At 60.0% G+C, this 16,405-nt stretch carries 20 protein-coding genes; 15 read left to right on the top strand and 5 right to left on the bottom strand.

The window, feature by feature from the left end:
- Positions 1-19: 19 nt before the first annotated feature.
- From Q1A91_RS09880 to recO, 7 genes are all read left to right on the top strand, one after another.
- Positions 20-268 carry a type II toxin-antitoxin system ParD family antitoxin gene (locus tag Q1A91_RS09880; protein WP_299876298.1) on the top strand — a complete coding sequence of 83 codons (249 nt, stop codon included), beginning with the start codon at positions 20-22 and terminating at the stop codon, positions 266-268.
- The gene (locus tag Q1A91_RS09875; RefSeq protein ID WP_299876297.1) at positions 265-570 is read left to right on the top strand and encodes a type II toxin-antitoxin system RelE/ParE family toxin; all 306 of its coding nucleotides are present in this window, start codon (positions 265-267) and stop codon (positions 568-570) included. Before Q1A91_RS09880 ends, Q1A91_RS09875 begins: the two co-directional genes overlap by 4 nt.
- 115 nt (positions 571-685) lie before the next feature.
- Complete coding sequence (lepB, locus tag Q1A91_RS09870) at positions 686-1,522, top strand: signal peptidase I (protein ID WP_299876295.1); 837 nt, start codon at positions 686-688, stop codon at positions 1,520-1,522.
- A complete protein-coding gene (gene rnc / locus Q1A91_RS09865) occupies positions 1,519-2,199 on the top strand; it encodes a ribonuclease III (RefSeq protein ID WP_299876293.1) in 681 nt (226 codons plus the stop codon). The genes lepB and rnc overlap by 4 nt, the downstream gene beginning before the upstream one ends.
- Position 2,200: 1 nt before the next feature.
- Complete coding sequence (gene era, locus Q1A91_RS09860) at positions 2,201-3,109, top strand: GTPase Era (RefSeq protein WP_299876291.1); 909 nt, start codon at positions 2,201-2,203, stop codon at positions 3,107-3,109.
- An 83-nt stretch (positions 3,110-3,192) separates the two neighbouring features.
- Entirely contained in the window at positions 3,193-3,522 is a 330-nt protein-coding gene (locus Q1A91_RS09855; protein WP_299876289.1) for a DUF1491 family protein, read from the top strand.
- Complete coding sequence (gene recO / locus Q1A91_RS09850) at positions 3,522-4,247, top strand: DNA repair protein RecO (protein WP_299876287.1); 726 nt, start codon at positions 3,522-3,524, stop codon at positions 4,245-4,247. The genes Q1A91_RS09855 and recO overlap by 1 nt, the downstream gene beginning before the upstream one ends.
- Here the strand turns inward: recO and Q1A91_RS09845 are convergent.
- From Q1A91_RS09845 to Q1A91_RS09835, 3 genes are all read right to left on the bottom strand, one after another.
- Complete coding sequence (locus Q1A91_RS09845) at positions 4,231-4,623, bottom strand: META domain-containing protein (RefSeq protein ID WP_299876285.1); 393 nt, start codon at positions 4,621-4,623, stop codon at positions 4,231-4,233. The two genes, recO and Q1A91_RS09845, sit on opposite strands and share 17 nt — an antisense overlap.
- 6 nt (positions 4,624-4,629) lie before the next feature.
- On the bottom strand, positions 4,630-5,157 hold the full coding sequence (locus Q1A91_RS09840; RefSeq protein ID WP_299876283.1) for a TetR/AcrR family transcriptional regulator: 528 nt from the start codon (positions 5,155-5,157) through the stop codon (positions 4,630-4,632).
- Positions 5,158-5,272: 115 nt separating this feature from the next.
- A complete protein-coding gene (locus Q1A91_RS09835) occupies positions 5,273-6,961 on the bottom strand; it encodes an acyl-CoA dehydrogenase family protein (RefSeq protein ID WP_299876281.1) in 1,689 nt (562 codons plus the stop codon).
- Positions 6,962-7,105: 144 nt separating this feature from the next.
- Here Q1A91_RS09835 and Q1A91_RS09830 point away from each other — a divergent pair, with 144 nt between their 5' ends.
- On the top strand, positions 7,106-7,870 hold the full coding sequence (locus Q1A91_RS09830; protein ID WP_299876279.1) for a sulfite exporter TauE/SafE family protein: 765 nt from the start codon (positions 7,106-7,108) through the stop codon (positions 7,868-7,870).
- A gap of 38 nt (positions 7,871-7,908) precedes the next feature.
- On the opposite strand, the gene Q1A91_RS09825 is transcribed toward Q1A91_RS09830, so the two are convergent.
- On the bottom strand, positions 7,909-8,268 hold the full coding sequence (locus tag Q1A91_RS09825; protein ID WP_299876277.1) for a helix-turn-helix transcriptional regulator: 360 nt from the start codon (positions 8,266-8,268) through the stop codon (positions 7,909-7,911).
- 117 nt (positions 8,269-8,385) lie between these two features.
- On the opposite strand from Q1A91_RS09825, the gene Q1A91_RS09820 reads away from it, so the two are divergent.
- A complete protein-coding gene (locus Q1A91_RS09820; RefSeq protein WP_299876275.1) occupies positions 8,386-9,357 on the top strand; it encodes a LysR family transcriptional regulator in 972 nt (323 codons plus the stop codon).
- Between the two features lie 123 nt (positions 9,358-9,480).
- Positions 9,481-10,197 (top strand): hypothetical protein, encoded by a 717-nt coding sequence (locus Q1A91_RS09815; RefSeq protein ID WP_299876273.1) that lies wholly within the window; start codon positions 9,481-9,483, stop codon positions 10,195-10,197.
- Between the two features lie 71 nt (positions 10,198-10,268).
- Here Q1A91_RS09815 and Q1A91_RS09810 read toward each other — a convergent pair whose 3' ends face one another.
- Positions 10,269-11,867, bottom strand: coding sequence for a phosphoenolpyruvate carboxykinase (locus Q1A91_RS09810; protein ID WP_299876271.1), 1,599 nt, complete (start codon positions 11,865-11,867; stop codon positions 10,269-10,271).
- 363 nt (positions 11,868-12,230) lie between these two features.
- On the opposite strand from Q1A91_RS09810, the gene Q1A91_RS09805 reads away from it, so the two are divergent.
- The 5 genes from Q1A91_RS09805 to Q1A91_RS09785 are packed head-to-tail and all read left to right on the top strand — an operon-like array spanning position 12,231 to position 16,404.
- Complete coding sequence (locus Q1A91_RS09805; RefSeq protein ID WP_299876269.1) at positions 12,231-12,932, top strand: response regulator transcription factor; 702 nt, start codon at positions 12,231-12,233, stop codon at positions 12,930-12,932.
- A gap of 33 nt (positions 12,933-12,965) precedes the next feature.
- Positions 12,966-14,663: a sensor histidine kinase gene (locus tag Q1A91_RS09800; protein ID WP_299876267.1), complete on the top strand. Its 1,698-nt coding sequence runs from the start codon at positions 12,966-12,968 to the stop codon at positions 14,661-14,663.
- Between the two features lie 12 nt (positions 14,664-14,675).
- The gene (locus Q1A91_RS09795; protein WP_299876265.1) at positions 14,676-15,107 is read left to right on the top strand and encodes an HPr kinase/phosphorylase; all 432 of its coding nucleotides are present in this window, start codon (positions 14,676-14,678) and stop codon (positions 15,105-15,107) included.
- On the top strand, positions 15,104-16,015 hold the full coding sequence (gene rapZ, locus Q1A91_RS09790) for an RNase adapter RapZ (RefSeq protein ID WP_299876263.1): 912 nt from the start codon (positions 15,104-15,106) through the stop codon (positions 16,013-16,015). The genes Q1A91_RS09795 and rapZ overlap by 4 nt, the downstream gene beginning before the upstream one ends.
- Complete coding sequence (locus Q1A91_RS09785) at positions 16,012-16,404, top strand: PTS fructose transporter subunit IIA (protein WP_299876261.1); 393 nt, start codon at positions 16,012-16,014, stop codon at positions 16,402-16,404. Before rapZ ends, Q1A91_RS09785 begins: the two co-directional genes overlap by 4 nt.
- The last annotated feature ends 1 nt before the right edge of the window (position 16,405 follow it).

The raw sequence follows: 16,405 nt of genomic DNA, 5'->3' as shown, positions 1-16,405 counted from the left end.
AATTCACTGGAGGCATGACATGGCGACCACAAGTTTCAGTCTGGGCGAACATTGGGACAAATTCATCAAAGAGCAGGTCGCGGAAGGGCGATACGGCTCTGCCAGCGAGGTTGTGCGCGAAGCGCTGCGGCACATGGAGATAGAGCGCGACAAGCTGGCGGCCCTCAGGGCGCATGTGCAGGAGGGGATCCGGGATGCGGATGAGGGGCGGTTTGTGGAGAACTACGACATTCAGGACGTGATTGCGCGTGCCAAAGTGCGCGTATGAGTAAGGTGTTTCGCGTCTCTGACCGTGCCGGTCAGGATCTTGACGACATAGCTGATTATTCAATCGAGACCTGGGGCATCAAGCAGATGGAATCCCACATGGCCATGCTTGATGCCCGGTTCCATTGGCTGGCAGAAAATCCGAATCTTGGTCAGGCACGACCAGAGATCGGCCCGGATATTCGCGGCTTTGTCGCCGGGACCCATGTCATTTACTATCGTGGTTCGCGAAATGCGGTTGAGATCGTTGGGGTCCTTCATGCGGCGCGAGATGCGGCCAAGGCATTAAAAGGCCCTCAATAACCCTCGACCCGAGTGCGGATCGAAGCGCGCCCGGTAACGTGACGCCGGCTTGCCTTGACAGTGCTGTCCCCCACCCGCATGTAACGCTAAGACCCGAGCACAAGGAACATGGCGTATGGCCGAGACCGAAAAAAGCGGCAACGCCTTTGTCGAGACGATCAAGACAATTGTTTATGCGTTGCTGATTGCGGGCGTGTTCCGCACCGTCTTTTTTCAGCCCTTCTGGATCCCGTCCGGGTCGATGAAGGAAACGCTGTTGATCGGGGATTTCCTGTTCGTCAACAAGATGGCCTACGGCTATTCCTATGCCTCTTGCCCCAGCCTGATCCTGCCGCGATTTGGCATCAATGTGGATGCCGAAGACATCTGCGGGGTCTTTGACGGGGAAAACACCCGCCTGTTCGGCGGTGAGCCGGAGCGCGGCGATGTGGTGGTTTTCCGCCATCCGGTATCGGGGCGGGATTACATCAAGCGGCTGGTCGGTCTGCCGGGTGACCGGGTGCAGATGAAGGACAGTGTGCTGAACCTCAACGGGCGGCCTGTTCAGGTAGAGGATGCAGGTGTCTTCGAAGAAATGATGCAGGCGCAGGGCCCGCAACGGCTCAGGCCGCGCTGTCAAAACGGGGCAGTGGGCGAAGGCGGTACCTGTGAGAAAGGCCGCCAGATTGAAACGCTGCCCAACGGCGTGCAGCACACGATTTTGAACATTGGCCCCCAACAGGTAGACAACACCGGTGTGTTCACCGTGCCCGAGGGGCATTTCTTTTTCATCGGTGACAACCGTGACAATTCGCTCGACAGCCGGGTGCCTGCGGTGGCCAATGGTGTGGGTTTCGTGCCCTATGAAAACCTGATTGGCCGGGCAGACCGGATCATGTTCAGCTCGGCCGGGCGGTCGATGCTGTTTTTCTGGACCTGGCGCAGCGACCGGTTCTTCAAAGCGGTGCAATGAAGCTGAGCGGCGATCTGCGCGATTTTCAGGCCCGGATCGGCCATACCTTTGCGGAGCCTGCGCTGTTGGTGCGCGCGGTCACCCATGCGTCGATGTCCTCGGCCAATCGGGATGACAACCAGCGGCTGGAATTTCTGGGGGACCGGGTGCTGGGGCTGGTGATGGCCGAAGCGCTGCTGGCACTGGATGCAAAAGCCACCGAAGGGCAGTTGGCCCCACGGTTCAATGCGCTGGTGCGCAAGGAAACCTGCGCGGATGTGGCGCGGGAGGTGGATCTGGGCAAAGTGCTGAAGCTGGGGCGGTCTGAGATGATCTCAGGCGGGCGGCGCAAACAGGCATTGCTGGGCGACGGGATTGAGGCGGTTATTGCAGCCGTCTATCTGGATGGCGGTTTTGAGGCAGCCAAAGCGCTGGTGCTGCGGCTGTGGGGCGACCGCACGCAGGCCGTGGAGGAAGACGCGCGCGACGCCAAGACCGCCTTGCAGGAATGGGCGCAGGCACGCAAGCTGTCGCCTCCGGCTTACGTTGAGCTCAAACGCAGCGGGCCGGATCACGCGCCGGTCTTTACCATTGCCGCGCGGCTGGAAAACGGGGCGGAAGCCACCGCCACCGCCCCCTCAAAACGCCGCGCCGAACAGGCCGCTGCCGCCAGCTTGCTGGCTGATCTGGAGAAGTAACATGTCCACACGCGCCGGTTTTGTCGCCCTGATCGGAGAGCCCAACGCGGGCAAATCCACGCTGCTTAATCGTATGGTCGGCGCGAAGGTGTCGATTGTCACACACAAGGTCCAGACCACACGCGCCCGCATCCGCGGCGTGGCGATGGAAGGCGAGAGCCAGATCGTTTTTGTGGATACGCCTGGGCTGTTCCAGCCGCGTCGTCGGTTGGACCGCGCGATGGTGGCCGCCGCCTGGGGCGGAGCGGCGGATGCGGATGTGGTGGTGCTGATGGTCGAAGCGCATCGGGGTGTGACCGAAGGGGTGGAACATATCCTTGAGGGGCTGGGCAACATCGGGCAGGGGCGCAAGGTGGCGCTGGCCATCAACAAGATCGACCGAGTGGAGGCGCCGGTTCTGTTGGGGCTGACCAAGGATCTGAACGAACGGTATGATTTTGCGGAAACCTTCATGATTTCCGCTGAACGCGGGCATGGGGTGGATATGCTGCGCACATGGCTGGCAGGGGAGCTGCCGGAGGGACCGTGGCTCTATCCAGAGGACCAGATCGCCGATCTGCCGATGCGCATGATTGCCGCAGAAATGACCCGGGAAAAACTGACGCTGCGCCTGCATCAGGAACTGCCCTATCAGCTGACGGTGGAGACGGAGAACTGGGAAGAACGCCCTGATGGATCGGCCCGGATTGACCAGCTGATCTACGTGATGCGCGATGGGCACAAGGGGATTGTGCTGGGCCACAAGGGCGAGACGATCAAATCGGTGAGCAAGGCGTCGCGGATGGAGCTGGAGGAGTTCCTGGGCCGCAAGATCCATTTGTTCTTGCAGGTCAAGGTGCGGCCGAATTGGCTGGAGGAATCGGAGCGGTATTCGGAGATGGGCCTGGATTTCAAGGATGGCAACGGGTGACGCTTGACTTCTGAGGAGGGGCGCATGGGGCGAAACGGCCCTTCGGGGAGGTTTTTTGAACCATTTGGAAGGGGGGCGTTGGCATGCCCCGGCTGACGGCGCGCTTCTGGGTGGATGCCTATTTGATGCGTCTTGGGCTGGAGAACATCCCGGCCTTTGTGGTGGCCCATGGGGATGACACCGGGGGCGCGGTTTTGGTGAAACTGGCGACACTGGACGGGCAGGCGCGGGTGTTTCAGCGGTCCTTTGATCTGGAGACAGGGGGGCAGGTCTGGATGGAATTGTCGTCCGGGGCGGAAGGGGATGTGGACGAGCTAATTGCCAGGCAGCGCGGATTTGATCCGGATCTTTGGGTGATCGAGGTGGAGGACCGCGCCGGACGGCATTTGCTGGATGCGCCGGGGCTGGACTGATGGAGTGGCGGGGGCAGGGGATACTCTTGAGCACGCGCCGCCATGGAGAGACCTCGGCCATTATCGAGATGTTCACGCCTGAACAGGGCCGTCACATGGGCGTGGTGCGCGGCGGCACCAGCCGCAAGGTGGCTCCGCATTTGCAGCCCGGTGCGCAGTTGGATGTCGCATGGCGGGCGCGGCTGGAAGATCACATGGGCAGTTTCACCGTGGAGCCGGTGCGCAGCCGGGCGGCGGTGGCGATGGGGGATCGGCTGGCGCTGGCAGGTTTGAATGCCGTGACGGCGATGTTGTCGTTCTGCTTGCCGGAGCGGGAGCCCTATCCCGCCTTGTACCGCCGCACCGAAAACCTGCTGGATTTGCTGGACCACCCTCAAATCTGGCCGCTTGGATACCTGCGCTGGGAGCTGAGCCTGCTCGAAGAGATGGGATATGGGCTGACGTTGGATGCCTGTGCCGTGCGGGGGACGAACGAGGATTTGGCCTTTGTTTCGCCCAAGACAGGGCGGGCGGTGTCAAGGCAGGCTGCCGGGGAATGGGTGGATCGGTTGTTGCCGCTGCCCCTTGTGTTGCGGGGGATGGGGGACGGGCCTGATGAGGAGGTGGCGCAAGCCCTTCAGACAACGGGTTATTTTCTGGAGCAGCATCTGGCGCGAGACCTTGGCAACAATCCCCTACCGGAAGCGCGGGCGCGGTTTGTGGATACGTTTAATCGGCGGATCTGAACACCAGCAGCGGATCGCCCGCTTCGTTGGACAGCGTCAGGGTGTCCTGGCCGACGTTGGAAAGGCTGGCTTCTTTCAGGGCAGCGAAAAACGCCGTTTCAGCCGCAAGTTCCGGACAGATGCGTTTTGTGGAAGCGATCTGGCTCACACCAAACCAAGGGTAGGGGATGTGCATCTCGGCGCGGTAGCTGTTGCAGGGCGCTTTGCCGGTGATCACGCCGATATGGGGAAAGTGCAGGGTGGCATGGGCGGTGAATGGGCTGTCGCGCAGTTCGATCAGCTGCCAGATGTGATCATCCGCACCGTAAGCGCGCACGGTCTGGTCCTGATTCTGGAAGGCCACTGACATCACGACCAAGAAGATCAGCAGACCCACGCGCGTTTAGCTCAGCGCCAGCACCGTATCGACGAGCGTATCGAAGGCGCTGGTTTGCGTGGCACCATCGCCGGGCGCGTATTGCGGCAGGCCGATGAGCGTCGCCTGAAGGGCGCGGGCGAAGTTTTCGTTCCGCAGGCCCATTTTCTTGAGCAGAAAGGTCAGGTAGCCCAGCCGTTCGGCATCCACCTCAGCCAGGACACCGGCGACATCCGCGTTGTTTTGCGCCCAGATGCGCAGGCTCGCCTCAATCTCATCGCGCAGGATGGCTTGGCCAAAGTCGCGCAACTGCTGATCGGGGGCACCTGTTGCAATCAATTGCTCCATCACCCGTTCCAGCGCATCGGCGCGCCATTTGGAGAGCAGAGCGGCGTGGTAGGCGGGCACGTCTTTGTAGTGCCAGTAGAACGAGCCCTTCGTCGTGCCCATCCGGCGGGCCAGAGGTTCTGCCGCCAAGGCGTGCGGCCCCTTGGCTTTGAGCGCGTCAAAGCCAGCGTGCAACCAATCGGTTTTTGTGAGTCGAGATGTCGCCATGCCTGTAAGGTAGGGACCGACATGGGGTCGAGCAAGGCAAGATTTGCTGCGCCGCAGAAATATCTGTGGATAACCCCGGACGGGCGGCGGGATCTTTCCTACCGCCCGTGGGAAATTACAGCAAACGGCGGGCGATGACCTGCGCCTGGATCTCTGCCGCACCTTCAAAGATGTTCAGGATCCGCGCATCACAGAGCACGCGGCTGATCTTGTATTCCAGCGCAAAACCGTTGCCGCCGTGGATCTGCAAGCCGTTGTCTGCCGCCGCCCATGCGACGCGGGCACCCAGCAGTTTGGCCATCCCGGCTTCCACGTCACAGCGGCGGCCTTCGTCTTTCTCGAATGCGGAGAAATAGGTCAGCTGACGGGCGATCATGATCTCCACCGCCATCATGGCGAGCTTGGAGGAGACGCGGGGGAAGTTGATCAGCGATTTGCCGAATTGCTTGCGGTCCTGCGCGTATTGCATGGAGATATCGAGCGCGGATTGTGCGACACCAATGGCACGCGCGGCGGTCTGGATGCGCGCGCTCTCAAAGGTTTCCATCAGCTGCTTGAAACCTTTGCCCTCTTCCCCGCCGAGCAGGTTCTCACCCTTGACGTGGAAGTTGTCAAAACCCAGTTCGTATTCCTTCATGCCGCGATAGCCGAGCACTTCGATCTCGCCGCCGGTCATGCCGTCGGTGGGGAAGGGGTTGGCATCGTCCCCCGGCGTTTTCTCCGCCAGGAACATCGACAGGCCTTTGTAGTTGGAGGTCTCCGGATCGGTGCGGGCCAGCAGGGTCATCACGTGGGTCCGTGCGGCATGGGTGATCCAGGTCTTGTTGCCGGTGACCTTGTAATCGCCATTGTCATCCTTGACCGCACGGGTGCGCAGGGAGCCGAGGTCGGAGCCGGTGTTTGGTTCCGTGAAGACGGCGGTGGGCAGGGTTTCAGCGGAGGCGATCTGGGGCAGCCATTTCTGTTTCTGCTCTTCCGTGCCGCCGGCGATGATCAGTTCTGCCGCTATTTCCGAGCGGGTGCCGAGGGAACCGACACCGATATACCCGCGCGACAGTTCTTCGGAGACGACGCACATGGAGGCCTTGGAGAGGCCAAAGCCGCCGTATTCTTCGGGAATGGTCAAGCCGAAAACGCCCATTTCGGCGAGTTCTTCGATGACTTCCATCGGGATCAGCTCATCCTTGAGGTGCCAGTCATGGGCGAAGGGTTCCACCTTTTCCACGGCATAGCGGCGGAACTGGTCGCGGATCATTTCCAGTTCCTCATCGAGACCGGAGGCCCCGACGGTAACATTGGCGGAATGTTCCTGCATCAGCTCAACAAGGCGGGTGCGGGCGGCTTGGGTGTTGCCCCCTTGTGTCAGGGTCATCACGGCGGGGTCCATCATGCCGCGCATGTCGTCCTGGCTGAGGCCAAGGTCCTGAAGGCGCAGGATTTCGCCCTGGTTCATCTGGATACCGCCGTAAATCTGCCAGAGGTATTCGCCAAAGGCGATCTGGTGGATCAGCTGTTCGGTTTCGCCGAATTTGCCCTCAGCGTTCAGCTTTTCGGCCCAGCCCTGCATCTGGCGCAGCGATTCTGTGTAGGTGGCGAGCCATGCAAGGCCGTGGGCCGCGGTCTGGTTGGCTTCGACGAGGTCGTTTGACACCCGGTCCCCGACGCTGACCAACTGGCGCACGGCGTCCTTGGCCTTGTCCAATATGGTTTCAACCGGCTGGACTGCGGCACCTGTAAGGGCCAGCAGATCATCCAGCAGAACCGGCGTGTCCATCCTTGTCATGTCCTGACCGTCATGTGCCATCGTCATAATCCTTTTCAAACCTGGCCGCTGATACCGCCTTCGCAGGTGCAGCACAATAAAGATACGTTTGGATGCGTCAATTTGTTCGATAGTTGCGTGGCTATTTGGGCCGTGCACCGCATTCAAGGCGTGGTATGTAGAGCCATGGAGGCGCTTTTCCCCTTTTTAACACCTTTTACGCTGATCTGCGCCCTTGGAATTGCCGCATGTGCAGGATTCGTCAAAGGCGTGGTGGGATTCGCGCAGCCGCTTGTCATCATTTCGGGCCTGACCCTGTTTCTGTCGCCGGAACTGGCACTGGCGGGGCTGATCGTGCCAACGCTTGTCGGCAATGCGGTGCAATCGCTCAGACAGGGGGTGGCAGCGGCCTGGGCGTCGGCGCGGATGTTCAGGGTGTTTCTGATCACGGGCGGCATCACGCTGGTGTTGTCTGCTCAGCTGGTCCGTGTGGTGCCAGAGCGCTGGATGCTGCTCGCCATCGGTGTGCCGGTGGTGTTTTTCGTGCTGTTGCAATTGAGCGGCGTGCGCCTGCGGGTGCGGCCGGACAACCGGGTGGCGGAAGCCGTGACAGGTGCGTTTTCGGGGGTGACAGGCGGGCTGATGGGGGTCTGGGGGCCGCCTACAGTTGCCTACCTGACAGCCCGCGAGACGCCCAAGGCCGATCAGATGCGGGTGCAAGGGGTGATTTATGGCGCGGGGTCCGTGGCGCTGCTGGGTGCGCATCTTGGGTCAGGCGTTTTGCGCGCTGAAACCCTGCCGTTTTCGATTGTGATGATCTTGCCAGCGCTGCTGGGCATGTGGCTGGGCGGACGGGTGTCTGACCGTATTGATCAGAGCGCGTTTCGCAGGGCTACATTGATTGTGCTGCTGTTTGCCGGGGCAAACCTGATCCGCCGCGCGCTTTTCTAAGCGCAGACCCCGGTTTCTCCGGAGCGGCGGCGCTGGGTTCATCCGCGTTTGGCCACGGTCAGACCGGAGACATCTTCGATGAAGGTCTTGATGCGTGATTTGATCGCTTCGTCATCGATGGCGGCAAGGGCATTCACGATGTCCATGCCGGGGTCTTCGACCTGTTGCTTGGTGGGATCGTCATGCAGCCCATCAAAGAAATAGGCAGGAGAGACGTCCAGGATTTGGGATAGTTCGAACAGTCGGCTTGCCGCCACCCTGTTGGAGCCAACTTCATACTTCTGGATTTGCTGAAACGACAGGCTCAGCTTTCGCGCGACATCCGTCTGCGAGAGCCTGCGCAGTGTGCGGATCTGCTTTAACCGTTTACCGACATGTACATCTACGGGATGGGACATTTGATCATTAAGCCTCTGATTGAACATGCCACGTTTTCGCCATGTTTAAGACTTCGTTCAATTGGATAGATTTATTCTCTTTTGAGTTGAATATGTACGACCGATGGATGATTTTTGTTGCAACAATGGGTGATCTATGCACCGTACAACCTTATGACGAATACTCTCGAAAAAGACACGCAAACCGACACTCTGCCTGCGGAGGACCAACCGCCCCCGGCATTGCTGTTCGAGATGATTCGCTCCTTTGTCACCCTAGCGTCGACGTTGAACCTCAGCCATGCGGTCAAAGATCTGAACAGCACACGCCAGACCGTGCGTCGGCACATTGCCTCACTTGAAGCGGCGATGGGGGGACCCTTGTTTGCGGTCGATGACCGTCGGTATCAATTGACCGATATGGGGGAAAGCGTGCTGCCGGATGCCAAGGACATTCTGGCACGGGGGATCACCTGGCTGCGCGGGCAGACCAGTTCAAAAGGGCATTTGCAGAAACTGCGCGCCCATGTTGGGGATTGGGATTTTTATCAAGAACAACAACCACTTGGAAACATCTGGAAAGACCAGTCTATCCTGCTGCGGGAAACCATGCGGGCCTGGGCGGTGTCCTCTGGCCAGATCGAGGCGGAGACGTTTCGCCATGTGCGCCCTTACCTGATCATCTATCGTCGTTCGGAGGCGGGCTGGATATGTGTCGAGTTCGGGGAAAAGTCTGCTTACGTCAACTGGTTCGGGCTTGATTTTGCCCGCTCCAGCATCGGGCGTTCGCTGGGCCAGATGCCCGCGGGGGAGGAGTTTTCCCACCTCATTTATCAGGCTTTCGATGAGGCAGAATCAAAGCAGATCGCCCGGTTGGATCATGTTTTCACGCGAATGCCAGTGGGGTCTTCGCATGAAAATGCACCTGTTGCATATCAGCGAATGATCCTGAACGGGTTCTTCCCCGACGGATCACCCGCGGTCATGTCCTTGGTGCATCCGGTAAAAGACCTTAGAATCTCGGGTGTTGATGTCAGTCGGGTACAGGGATTGCTGCCGATGGAGCAGCCAGATTTCAGCGCAGAGATGGCGCGATTCGAGTATAAATAGAAATTGCAGTTGGGACACAATCGGCAGATTTGGGCGAAATTGTGTCAGATTTAAGTAAAGAACGGGTGTTTTTCTGGCATTTGTATTAACCTTCTAGGGGGACATGGCCAAGGAGACTGCTCAATGACGATTCAATTTCCGCAAGATGCGACTCCGTTCATCGCATCTAGCCGCAATATTTTGCGGTCTCACGGCATCGAAGTCACCATAGGCAGTAACTTTGAGAAATATAGCGAGATTATTCGTGAAGAGCGGAAGGTGCAGAATCTGGGTGCGCCCTTCAATCACGAGCTACAGGATCTGCAAAAAAGTGATTCTTTCTGGCTGATTGGGCGCAACGAAAGAGGCGAGCTGATCCACACGCAGGCGGCCAAAAAGGTGCCGCTCGGCGGTAAGTCGCTTGCTGGCCACCTGCTGCGCAACTTCCGTGATTTCCCGCCGCCGATCCCCGGCGTGCAGCTGTCCCAGTCCCGGTTCCGCGCCACGCCAGGCGCGCACAACATTCACGGCCACGTCGTCTATCACGGCGAAGTCTGGATGGCGCCGGAGGAAGGGCGGTATCGCGGGGTTGGCCTGTCGACGGTCTTGGCCCGCACCGGTTTGCTGGAAGTTCTGCGCCGCTGGGATCCGGATTACATCTACGGCTTCATGCTGCGCACGGTGGCCTTCAAGGGCTTTGCAGAGCGGATGGGCTACATGCACAACGAACCCGGTGCGCTGAAATGGGCCATCGCCGGGCGTGACAAGCCGATTGAAGCGTTCCTGACCTGGCTGAGCCGGGAAGACGCGCGGTTCTTGCTCGACATCCCGGTTGAGGAACTGGTGAGCCAGGCCGCCTGAGGTTTCACAGAGCGACCAACGCAAAAGGCCGCCCGGCAAGAGGCGGCCTTTTTTGTGCCTGTGTGGATCAATCAGCTGATCGCGGCTGCTTTCACGTCATCGTCGATGAAGGGCAGATACTGCGCGAAGTTGTCAGAGAACATGCCAACCAGTTTCGCCGCTTGACGGTCATAGCTTTCCGGGTTGTCCCATGTCCGGCGTGGGTCGAGCAGGATGTCTGGCACACCTTCCACGGCCACGGGCACGTCAAATCCGAAGTTGGGATCCTTGCGGTATTGTACATCCGCCAGATCCCCTTCGAGCGCTGCGGTCAGCAGGGCGCGGGTGGCCTTGATCGGCATCCGGGACCCGGTGCCATAGGCGCCGCCGGTCCAACCGGTGTTCACCAGCCAGCAGGTTGCGCCATGCTGGGCGATCTTTTCGCGCAGCAGGTTGCCGTAGACCTCTGGGCGGCGCGGCATGAAAGGCGCACCAAAGCAGGTGGAGAACGTGGGTTCGGGTTCGGTCACGCCCCGTTCGGTGCCGGCCACCTTGGAGGTGAAGCCCGACAGGAAGTGGTACATCGCCTGCGCAGGCGTCAACCGCGCGATGGGCGGCAGGACACCGAAGGCGTCGCAGGTCAGCATGATGATGTTCTTGGGGTGGCCACCGACAGCCTTGGCCGACGCGTTGGAGATATACTCCAGCGGATAGGCGCAGCGCATGTTGGCGGTGAGGCTGGAATCGTCGAAGTCGAGTTCCTTCGTCTCAGGGTCGAAGACCATGTTTTCGATGACGGTGCCGAATTTTCTGGTGGTCGCGTAGATCTCGGGCTCGGCTTCTTCGCTCAGGTTGATGGTCTTGGCGTAGCATCCCCCTTCGAAGTTGAAGGTGCCGTTGTCAGACCAGCCGTGTTCGTCATCGCCAATCAGCGTCCGCGCAGGATCAGCCGACAGCGTGGTTTTGCCCGTACCCGACAGGCCAAAAAACACGGCCGTGTCGACAGGATTGTTGTGCGCGTGGTTGGCAGAGCAGTGCATCGGCATGATGCCGTTCTCTGGCAGCAGATAGTTCAGCAGGGTGAAAACGGATTTCTTGTTCTCGCCCGCGTACTCCGTCCCGCCGATGAGGATCATCTTGCGATCAAAGTTCATCGCGATGACGGTCTCGGACCGGCAGTTGTGCTTTTCGGGATCGGCCTTGAAGCTGGGGCAGTTAATGACGGTGTAATCCGCGATGAATTCATCCAGCTCTGCCCGTTCCGGACGGCGCAGCATGTGGCGGATGAAAAGACCATGCCATGCCATCTCTGTCACCATGCGGACGTTGATGGCATGGCGTGGGTCGGCGCCGCCCACCAGATCCTGAACGAAGTATTCGCCCCCCTGCATGTGCGCGACCATATCGGTGTAGAGGGCATCAAACCCCTCTTCGGACATCGCGGCGTTGTTGTCCCACCAGATGGTGTCGGCAACGCTGGCGCTTTTGACGACGTGCTTGTCCTTGGGGGAGCGCCCGGTGAATTTGCCGGTGGTGACCAGAAAGGTGCCACCCTTGCCCAATGTGCCTTCGCCGCGACGCAGCGCTATTTCGATTAGCGCAGGCTCGATCAGGTTGTAATAGACATTGCCCAGCCCGGTGATCTGTTGATCTTCAAGCGTGAACTGCGGGTTAACCCGTCCAGATGTCATGCGATGTCTCCTCAAAGCGCAGGTCGCCCCCGCGATCGTGCCGGTTGCGCCTCAGAGAGTGGCGTTTTCGGCGGCTCAACGGCCTCTTAACACGATGATTTGCGAGATGAACAGGCGACTTGTCTCAGTTAGCGCCATCATTGTGCAGATTGCCGCCAGCCTGACCTGTTCTGCACCCGCACATGAATTGCTGCGACAGCAGGCATACGACAAAAGTGCGGCAATTTAGCCATCCCTAACCAAATTGTGGCCCAAATGCCTGCATATAAAGCTCTGATTCGCAGTTAGAGATTGATTCGACCGCGCGAACCCGTGATCAATGGCTCAAAAAACGATCAATTGAGCAGCATAAGGAAACAGGCAATGTCAAAGATTGCATTGGTAGATGATGACAGGAACATCCTGACATCCGTCTCAATGACGCTCGAAGCCGAAGGGTTCGAGGTCGAAACCTACAACGATGGTCAAGCCGCACTGGACGCGTTTAACAAGAACCTGCCGGACATGGCGGTGCTTGACATCAAGATGCCCCGTATGGACGGGATGGATCTGCTTCAACGGTTGCGTCAGAAGACAGCGATGCCGGTGATCTTCCTGACCTCCAAGGATGATGAGATCGACGAAGTGCTCGGCCTGCGCATGGGCGCGGACGATTACGTCAAAAAACCCTTTAGCCAGCGCCTGTTGGTCGAACGCATCCGCGCGCTGTTGCGTCGTCAGGATGCCGTGGACAGCGGCGAAGTGGGCGACACCGAAGAGACCAAGGTGATGGAGCGTGGCTTCCTGCGGATGGATCCGCTGCGCCATGCGGTGGCCTGGAAGGGCAAGGACGTGTCGCTGACAGTGACCGAGTTCCTGTTGCTGCAGGCACTGGCCCAGCGTCCCGGTTTCGTGAAATCCCGCGACCAGTTGATGGACGTCGCCTATGACGACCAGGTCTATGTGGACGACCGCACCATCGACAGCCACATCAAGCGTTTGCGCAAGAAAATGCGGACCGCTGATGATGAGTTCTCAGCGATTGAGACACTCTACGGCATCGGGTACAGATATAACGAAGAATAATCACCGTTTTCAGGTGAGGGTGGAAGGGACGTCGTGCGGGACTTGAGCACCACGACACGCGACGGGGACGTTGTCCTGGGCGACGATTGGGTTGCGCCGGACAACACAGGCCCTGACGAGATGCGGGTCAGCCGGGAACGGCGCGGCCTGTTCTCGCTGCGCGCGTCCCCTCTGACCCGGAAGATTATCACGTTCAACCTGATTGCCCTGAACGTCCTTGTGGCGGGCATCCTGTATCTGAACTCATCACGGGATTCACTTGCGGTTCAACGGGCGGCGGCATTGGTGTCCGAAGCTGAACTGATTGCAGATGTTTTCGAAGCCCAACTGCCGGTTGGTGCGGCGATTGATCTGGCAGCCACGTCTGATCTGGACGCTGCCGCAACGCTCGCAGCACTTGATCTGCGCAGCGGCGTCGATGTGTTTGTCTACGACCCCGCCGCCACGCTGGTTGCGCAATCCGCAGGGCGACAAGCGGCGGAAGGCACTGCTGCGGATGAAGGCAGCCGGACCATTTTGACCGACGGGCTGACCTGGGTCTGGAACCAGGTGTCAGCCCCGTTCAGCGGCACGGAAGACACCCAGTCCGTCGCACCCATCGAAGAACAGCTGGAGGGGCTGGTCCCCAATACTCTCTCCGCCGGGACCCAGATACAGAACAATCTGGATACCGAAGGGGGCACGCTCTTTACCGTGATGACCCCTATTGTACAGGGCGAGACCGCTGTCGGCGTTGTCGCCATCGCCTCCGCTGCGGGGGAGATTGACCAATTGGTGCGCAGCGAACGTGAGCGTGTCTTGCAGATGTTTGTCGTGGCAACACTGGTGTCCATCGGGCTCAGTCTGGTGCTGGCCTCCACCATCGCCAACCCGCTGGCCGATCTGGCTGCCGCCGCAGAGCTGGGCCGGGACAAGGACGCCCGCAAGATGAACCCCGGCCGCATTCGCATCCCGGACCTGACCGCGCGCCCCGATGAGATCGGTCGTCTGTCCGGTGCGCTGCGCGGTATGGTGTCGGCGCTTTACAACCGCATCGACGGCAACGAACAATTCGCCGCTGACGTGGCACATGAAATCAAGAACCCGCTTGCCTCTCTGCGGTCCGCCGTGGGCACCCTGCGGCTGGTCAAACGGGACGACCAGCGCGAAAAGCTGCTGGATGTGATTGACCATGACGTGCGCCGTCTGGACCGTCTGGTCAGCGACATTTCCAATGCCTCCCGGCTGGATTCCGAACTGGTCAAGGAAGAGGAAGAGCAGTTCGATCTGCTCACCATGGTGTCCAATCTGGGCCAGTATCTGGGTGAAGATGCCAAGAAGAAAGGCGTTGAATTCATCACTGACCTGCCTGCCGATCCGATCCTTGTGCATGGGCTTGAGGCCCGGCTGGCGCAGGTGTTTGTGAACCTGATCACCAACGCGATCTCTTTCTGCGAAGACGGGGATGCGATCCGGGTCTGGGCGCGAAAGCGGCAGAACCGCGTTTTGGTGGTGGTCGAAGACACCGGCCCCGGTATCCCCGATCAGGCCCTGTCGAAAATCTTCAAACGGTTCTATTCCCAGCGCCCCGACGAACACTTTGGCAACAACTCCGGCCTTGGCCTTGCGATCTCCAAACAGATCATTGAGGCGCATGGCGGCGTGATCTGGGCTGAGAACATCCGCCCCACCGAAGCCGACATCACGTCAGAGCCGTTGGGCGCACGTTTTGTCGTCGGCCTGCCGACCTGATCGTCCAGACTTATGCTGTCTCCTGAAACGATCCTGCACGCGACTTCGGTGGCGTATGAAGGACGTGCGGTCTTGATCATGGGGCCATCCGGGTCGGGCAAATCCGCGCTGGCGCTTGACCTGATCAGCCGCGGCGCGCAATTGGTCAGCGATGACCGCACCGTCGTCACCCGTGAAGGCGATGGCCTGATCGCCGGCGCGCCGGATGCGATCGCAGGTCTGATCGAAGCGCGCGGTATTGGCATTCTGAATGCGCCCACCGCAGGCCCCACACCCCTCACACTTGCTGTCGAGCTGAGTGAGACGGAAACCGCGCGCCTGCCCCAAACGCACAGCATTTCTGTGCTGGAGCGCCCGCTGCGCTGCCTGCGGCGTGTAGAGGCGGCGCATTTCCCGGCCGCGATCTTGCTTTGCCTGTCGCATGGCATATCTGACCCAACATGACAAAATCCGACATGCCAGCGCTTGAAAGGGATAGCCCGCGCCGCTTTGTGCTGGTGACGGGGCCCTCTGGTGCCGGGCGATCCTCTGCGCTGAATGTGTTGGAGGACGCGGGGTTTGAGACGATTGACAATCTGCCCCTGCGCCTGATGCCCGCGCTGCTGGACGGGCCGGGGCACGATGGCCCGGTGGCGCTGGGCATCGACACCCGCAACCGCGATTTCACGACCGATGCGGTGCTTGATCTGATAGGCCAGCTTGCGGTGCGTGCCGATACCACGGCTGAACTGCTCTATCTGGATTGCGCCACGGATGTGCTGCTGCGCCGCTACTCTGAAACCCGCCGCCGCCATCCCATGGCACCCGAAGACCGCCCCGCCGATGGGGTTGCACGCGAACAGGATCTTTTGCGCCCCCTGCGCGCCCGCGCCGACGTGCTGATTGATACCTCATCGCTGAATGTCCACCAGCTGCGCGCGGAAGTGGAGCGTTGGTTCGCCCCCGGCGGCCAGCACCACCTGACGGTATCGGTTCAGTCGTTTTCCTACAAACGCGGATTGCCGCAATCGGTGGACATGGTTTTCGACTGCCGTTTCCTGCGCAACCCCTACTGGTCACCTGATTTGCGCGCGATGGATGGTCGGGATGCTGTGGTCGCTGACTATGTCAGCGCAGACCCAAAATACGCAGCCTTCGCCGACAAGGTCTTTGACCTGTGCCAGCTGATCCTGCCTGCCTGCCGCGAAGAGGGCAAATCCCACGTCTCCATCGCGTTTGGGTGCACGGGGGGGCAGCACCGCTCGGTCACATTGGCGCAAGCACACGCTTTGCGCCTTGCGCAAGCGGGCTGGCAGGTGTCAATTAGACACCGCGAGCTGGATGGCCAGCAGAAATCAGAGGCACCCACGTGATCGGGATCGTAATTGTCGCACATGGCGGTTTGGCGCAGGAGTACCTTGCGGCGATTGAGCATGTTGTGGGGTCCCAGAATGGCGTGCAGGCCATCGCGATCCGGGCGGATCACGACCGCGCTGCCAAGGAAAAAGAGATCTGTCAGGCCGCAGATGCGGTCGACAAGGGCGACGGCGTTGTGGTGGTGACGGACCTGTTTGGCGGCTCCCCCTCGAACCTGTCCCTGTTGGCGTGCCGTCCTGAAAACCGCCGCATCCTGTACGGGGCAAATCTGCCGATGCTGATCAAACTGGCCAAATCCCGCCACATGGCCGTCCCGGATGCCGTGCGTGCGGCACTTGAAGCAGGTAAGAAATACATCGACAGCCAGAATGTCAGTGCCAATTAAA

The sequence above is a fragment of the uncultured Sulfitobacter sp. genome (genome assembly GCF_947500075.1).
In the GTDB taxonomy this organism is placed as follows: Bacteria; Pseudomonadota; Alphaproteobacteria; order Rhodobacterales; family Rhodobacteraceae; genus Sulfitobacter.
The sequence above is the reverse complement of the archived record's forward strand: the minus strand, read 5'-3'. Positions and strand labels throughout refer to the sequence as shown.

Coding starts and splice junctions, on each gene's coding strand:
- era (WP_299876291.1), top strand. CDS start 2,201: ATGTCCACACGCGCCGGTTTTGTCGCCCTGATCGGAGAGCCCAACGCG.
- Q1A91_RS09855 (WP_299876289.1), top strand. CDS start 3,193: ATGCCCCGGCTGACGGCGCGCTTCTGGGTGGATGCCTATTTGATGCGT.
- lepB (WP_299876295.1), top strand. CDS start 686: ATGGCCGAGACCGAAAAAAGCGGCAACGCCTTTGTCGAGACGATCAAG.
- Q1A91_RS09830 (WP_299876279.1), top strand. CDS start 7,106: ATGGAGGCGCTTTTCCCCTTTTTAACACCTTTTACGCTGATCTGCGCC.
- Q1A91_RS09815 (WP_299876273.1), top strand. CDS start 9,481: ATGACGATTCAATTTCCGCAAGATGCGACTCCGTTCATCGCATCTAGC.
- recO (WP_299876287.1), top strand. CDS start 3,522: ATGGAGTGGCGGGGGCAGGGGATACTCTTGAGCACGCGCCGCCATGGA.
- rnc (WP_299876293.1), top strand. CDS start 1,519: ATGAAGCTGAGCGGCGATCTGCGCGATTTTCAGGCCCGGATCGGCCAT.
- rapZ (WP_299876263.1), top strand. CDS start 15,104: ATGACAAAATCCGACATGCCAGCGCTTGAAAGGGATAGCCCGCGCCGC.
- Q1A91_RS09805 (WP_299876269.1), top strand. CDS start 12,231: ATGTCAAAGATTGCATTGGTAGATGATGACAGGAACATCCTGACATCC.
- Q1A91_RS09825 (WP_299876277.1), bottom strand. CDS start 8,268: ATGTCCCATCCCGTAGATGTACATGTCGGTAAACGGTTAAAGCAGATC.
- Q1A91_RS09795 (WP_299876265.1), top strand. CDS start 14,676: ATGCTGTCTCCTGAAACGATCCTGCACGCGACTTCGGTGGCGTATGAA.
- Q1A91_RS09880 (WP_299876298.1), top strand. CDS start 20: ATGGCGACCACAAGTTTCAGTCTGGGCGAACATTGGGACAAATTCATC.
- Q1A91_RS09840 (WP_299876283.1), bottom strand. CDS start 5,157: ATGGCGACATCTCGACTCACAAAAACCGATTGGTTGCACGCTGGCTTT.
- Q1A91_RS09875 (WP_299876297.1), top strand. CDS start 265: ATGAGTAAGGTGTTTCGCGTCTCTGACCGTGCCGGTCAGGATCTTGAC.
- Q1A91_RS09835 (WP_299876281.1), bottom strand. CDS start 6,961: ATGGCACATGACGGTCAGGACATGACAAGGATGGACACGCCGGTTCTG.
- Q1A91_RS09810 (WP_299876271.1), bottom strand. CDS start 11,867: ATGACATCTGGACGGGTTAACCCGCAGTTCACGCTTGAAGATCAACAG.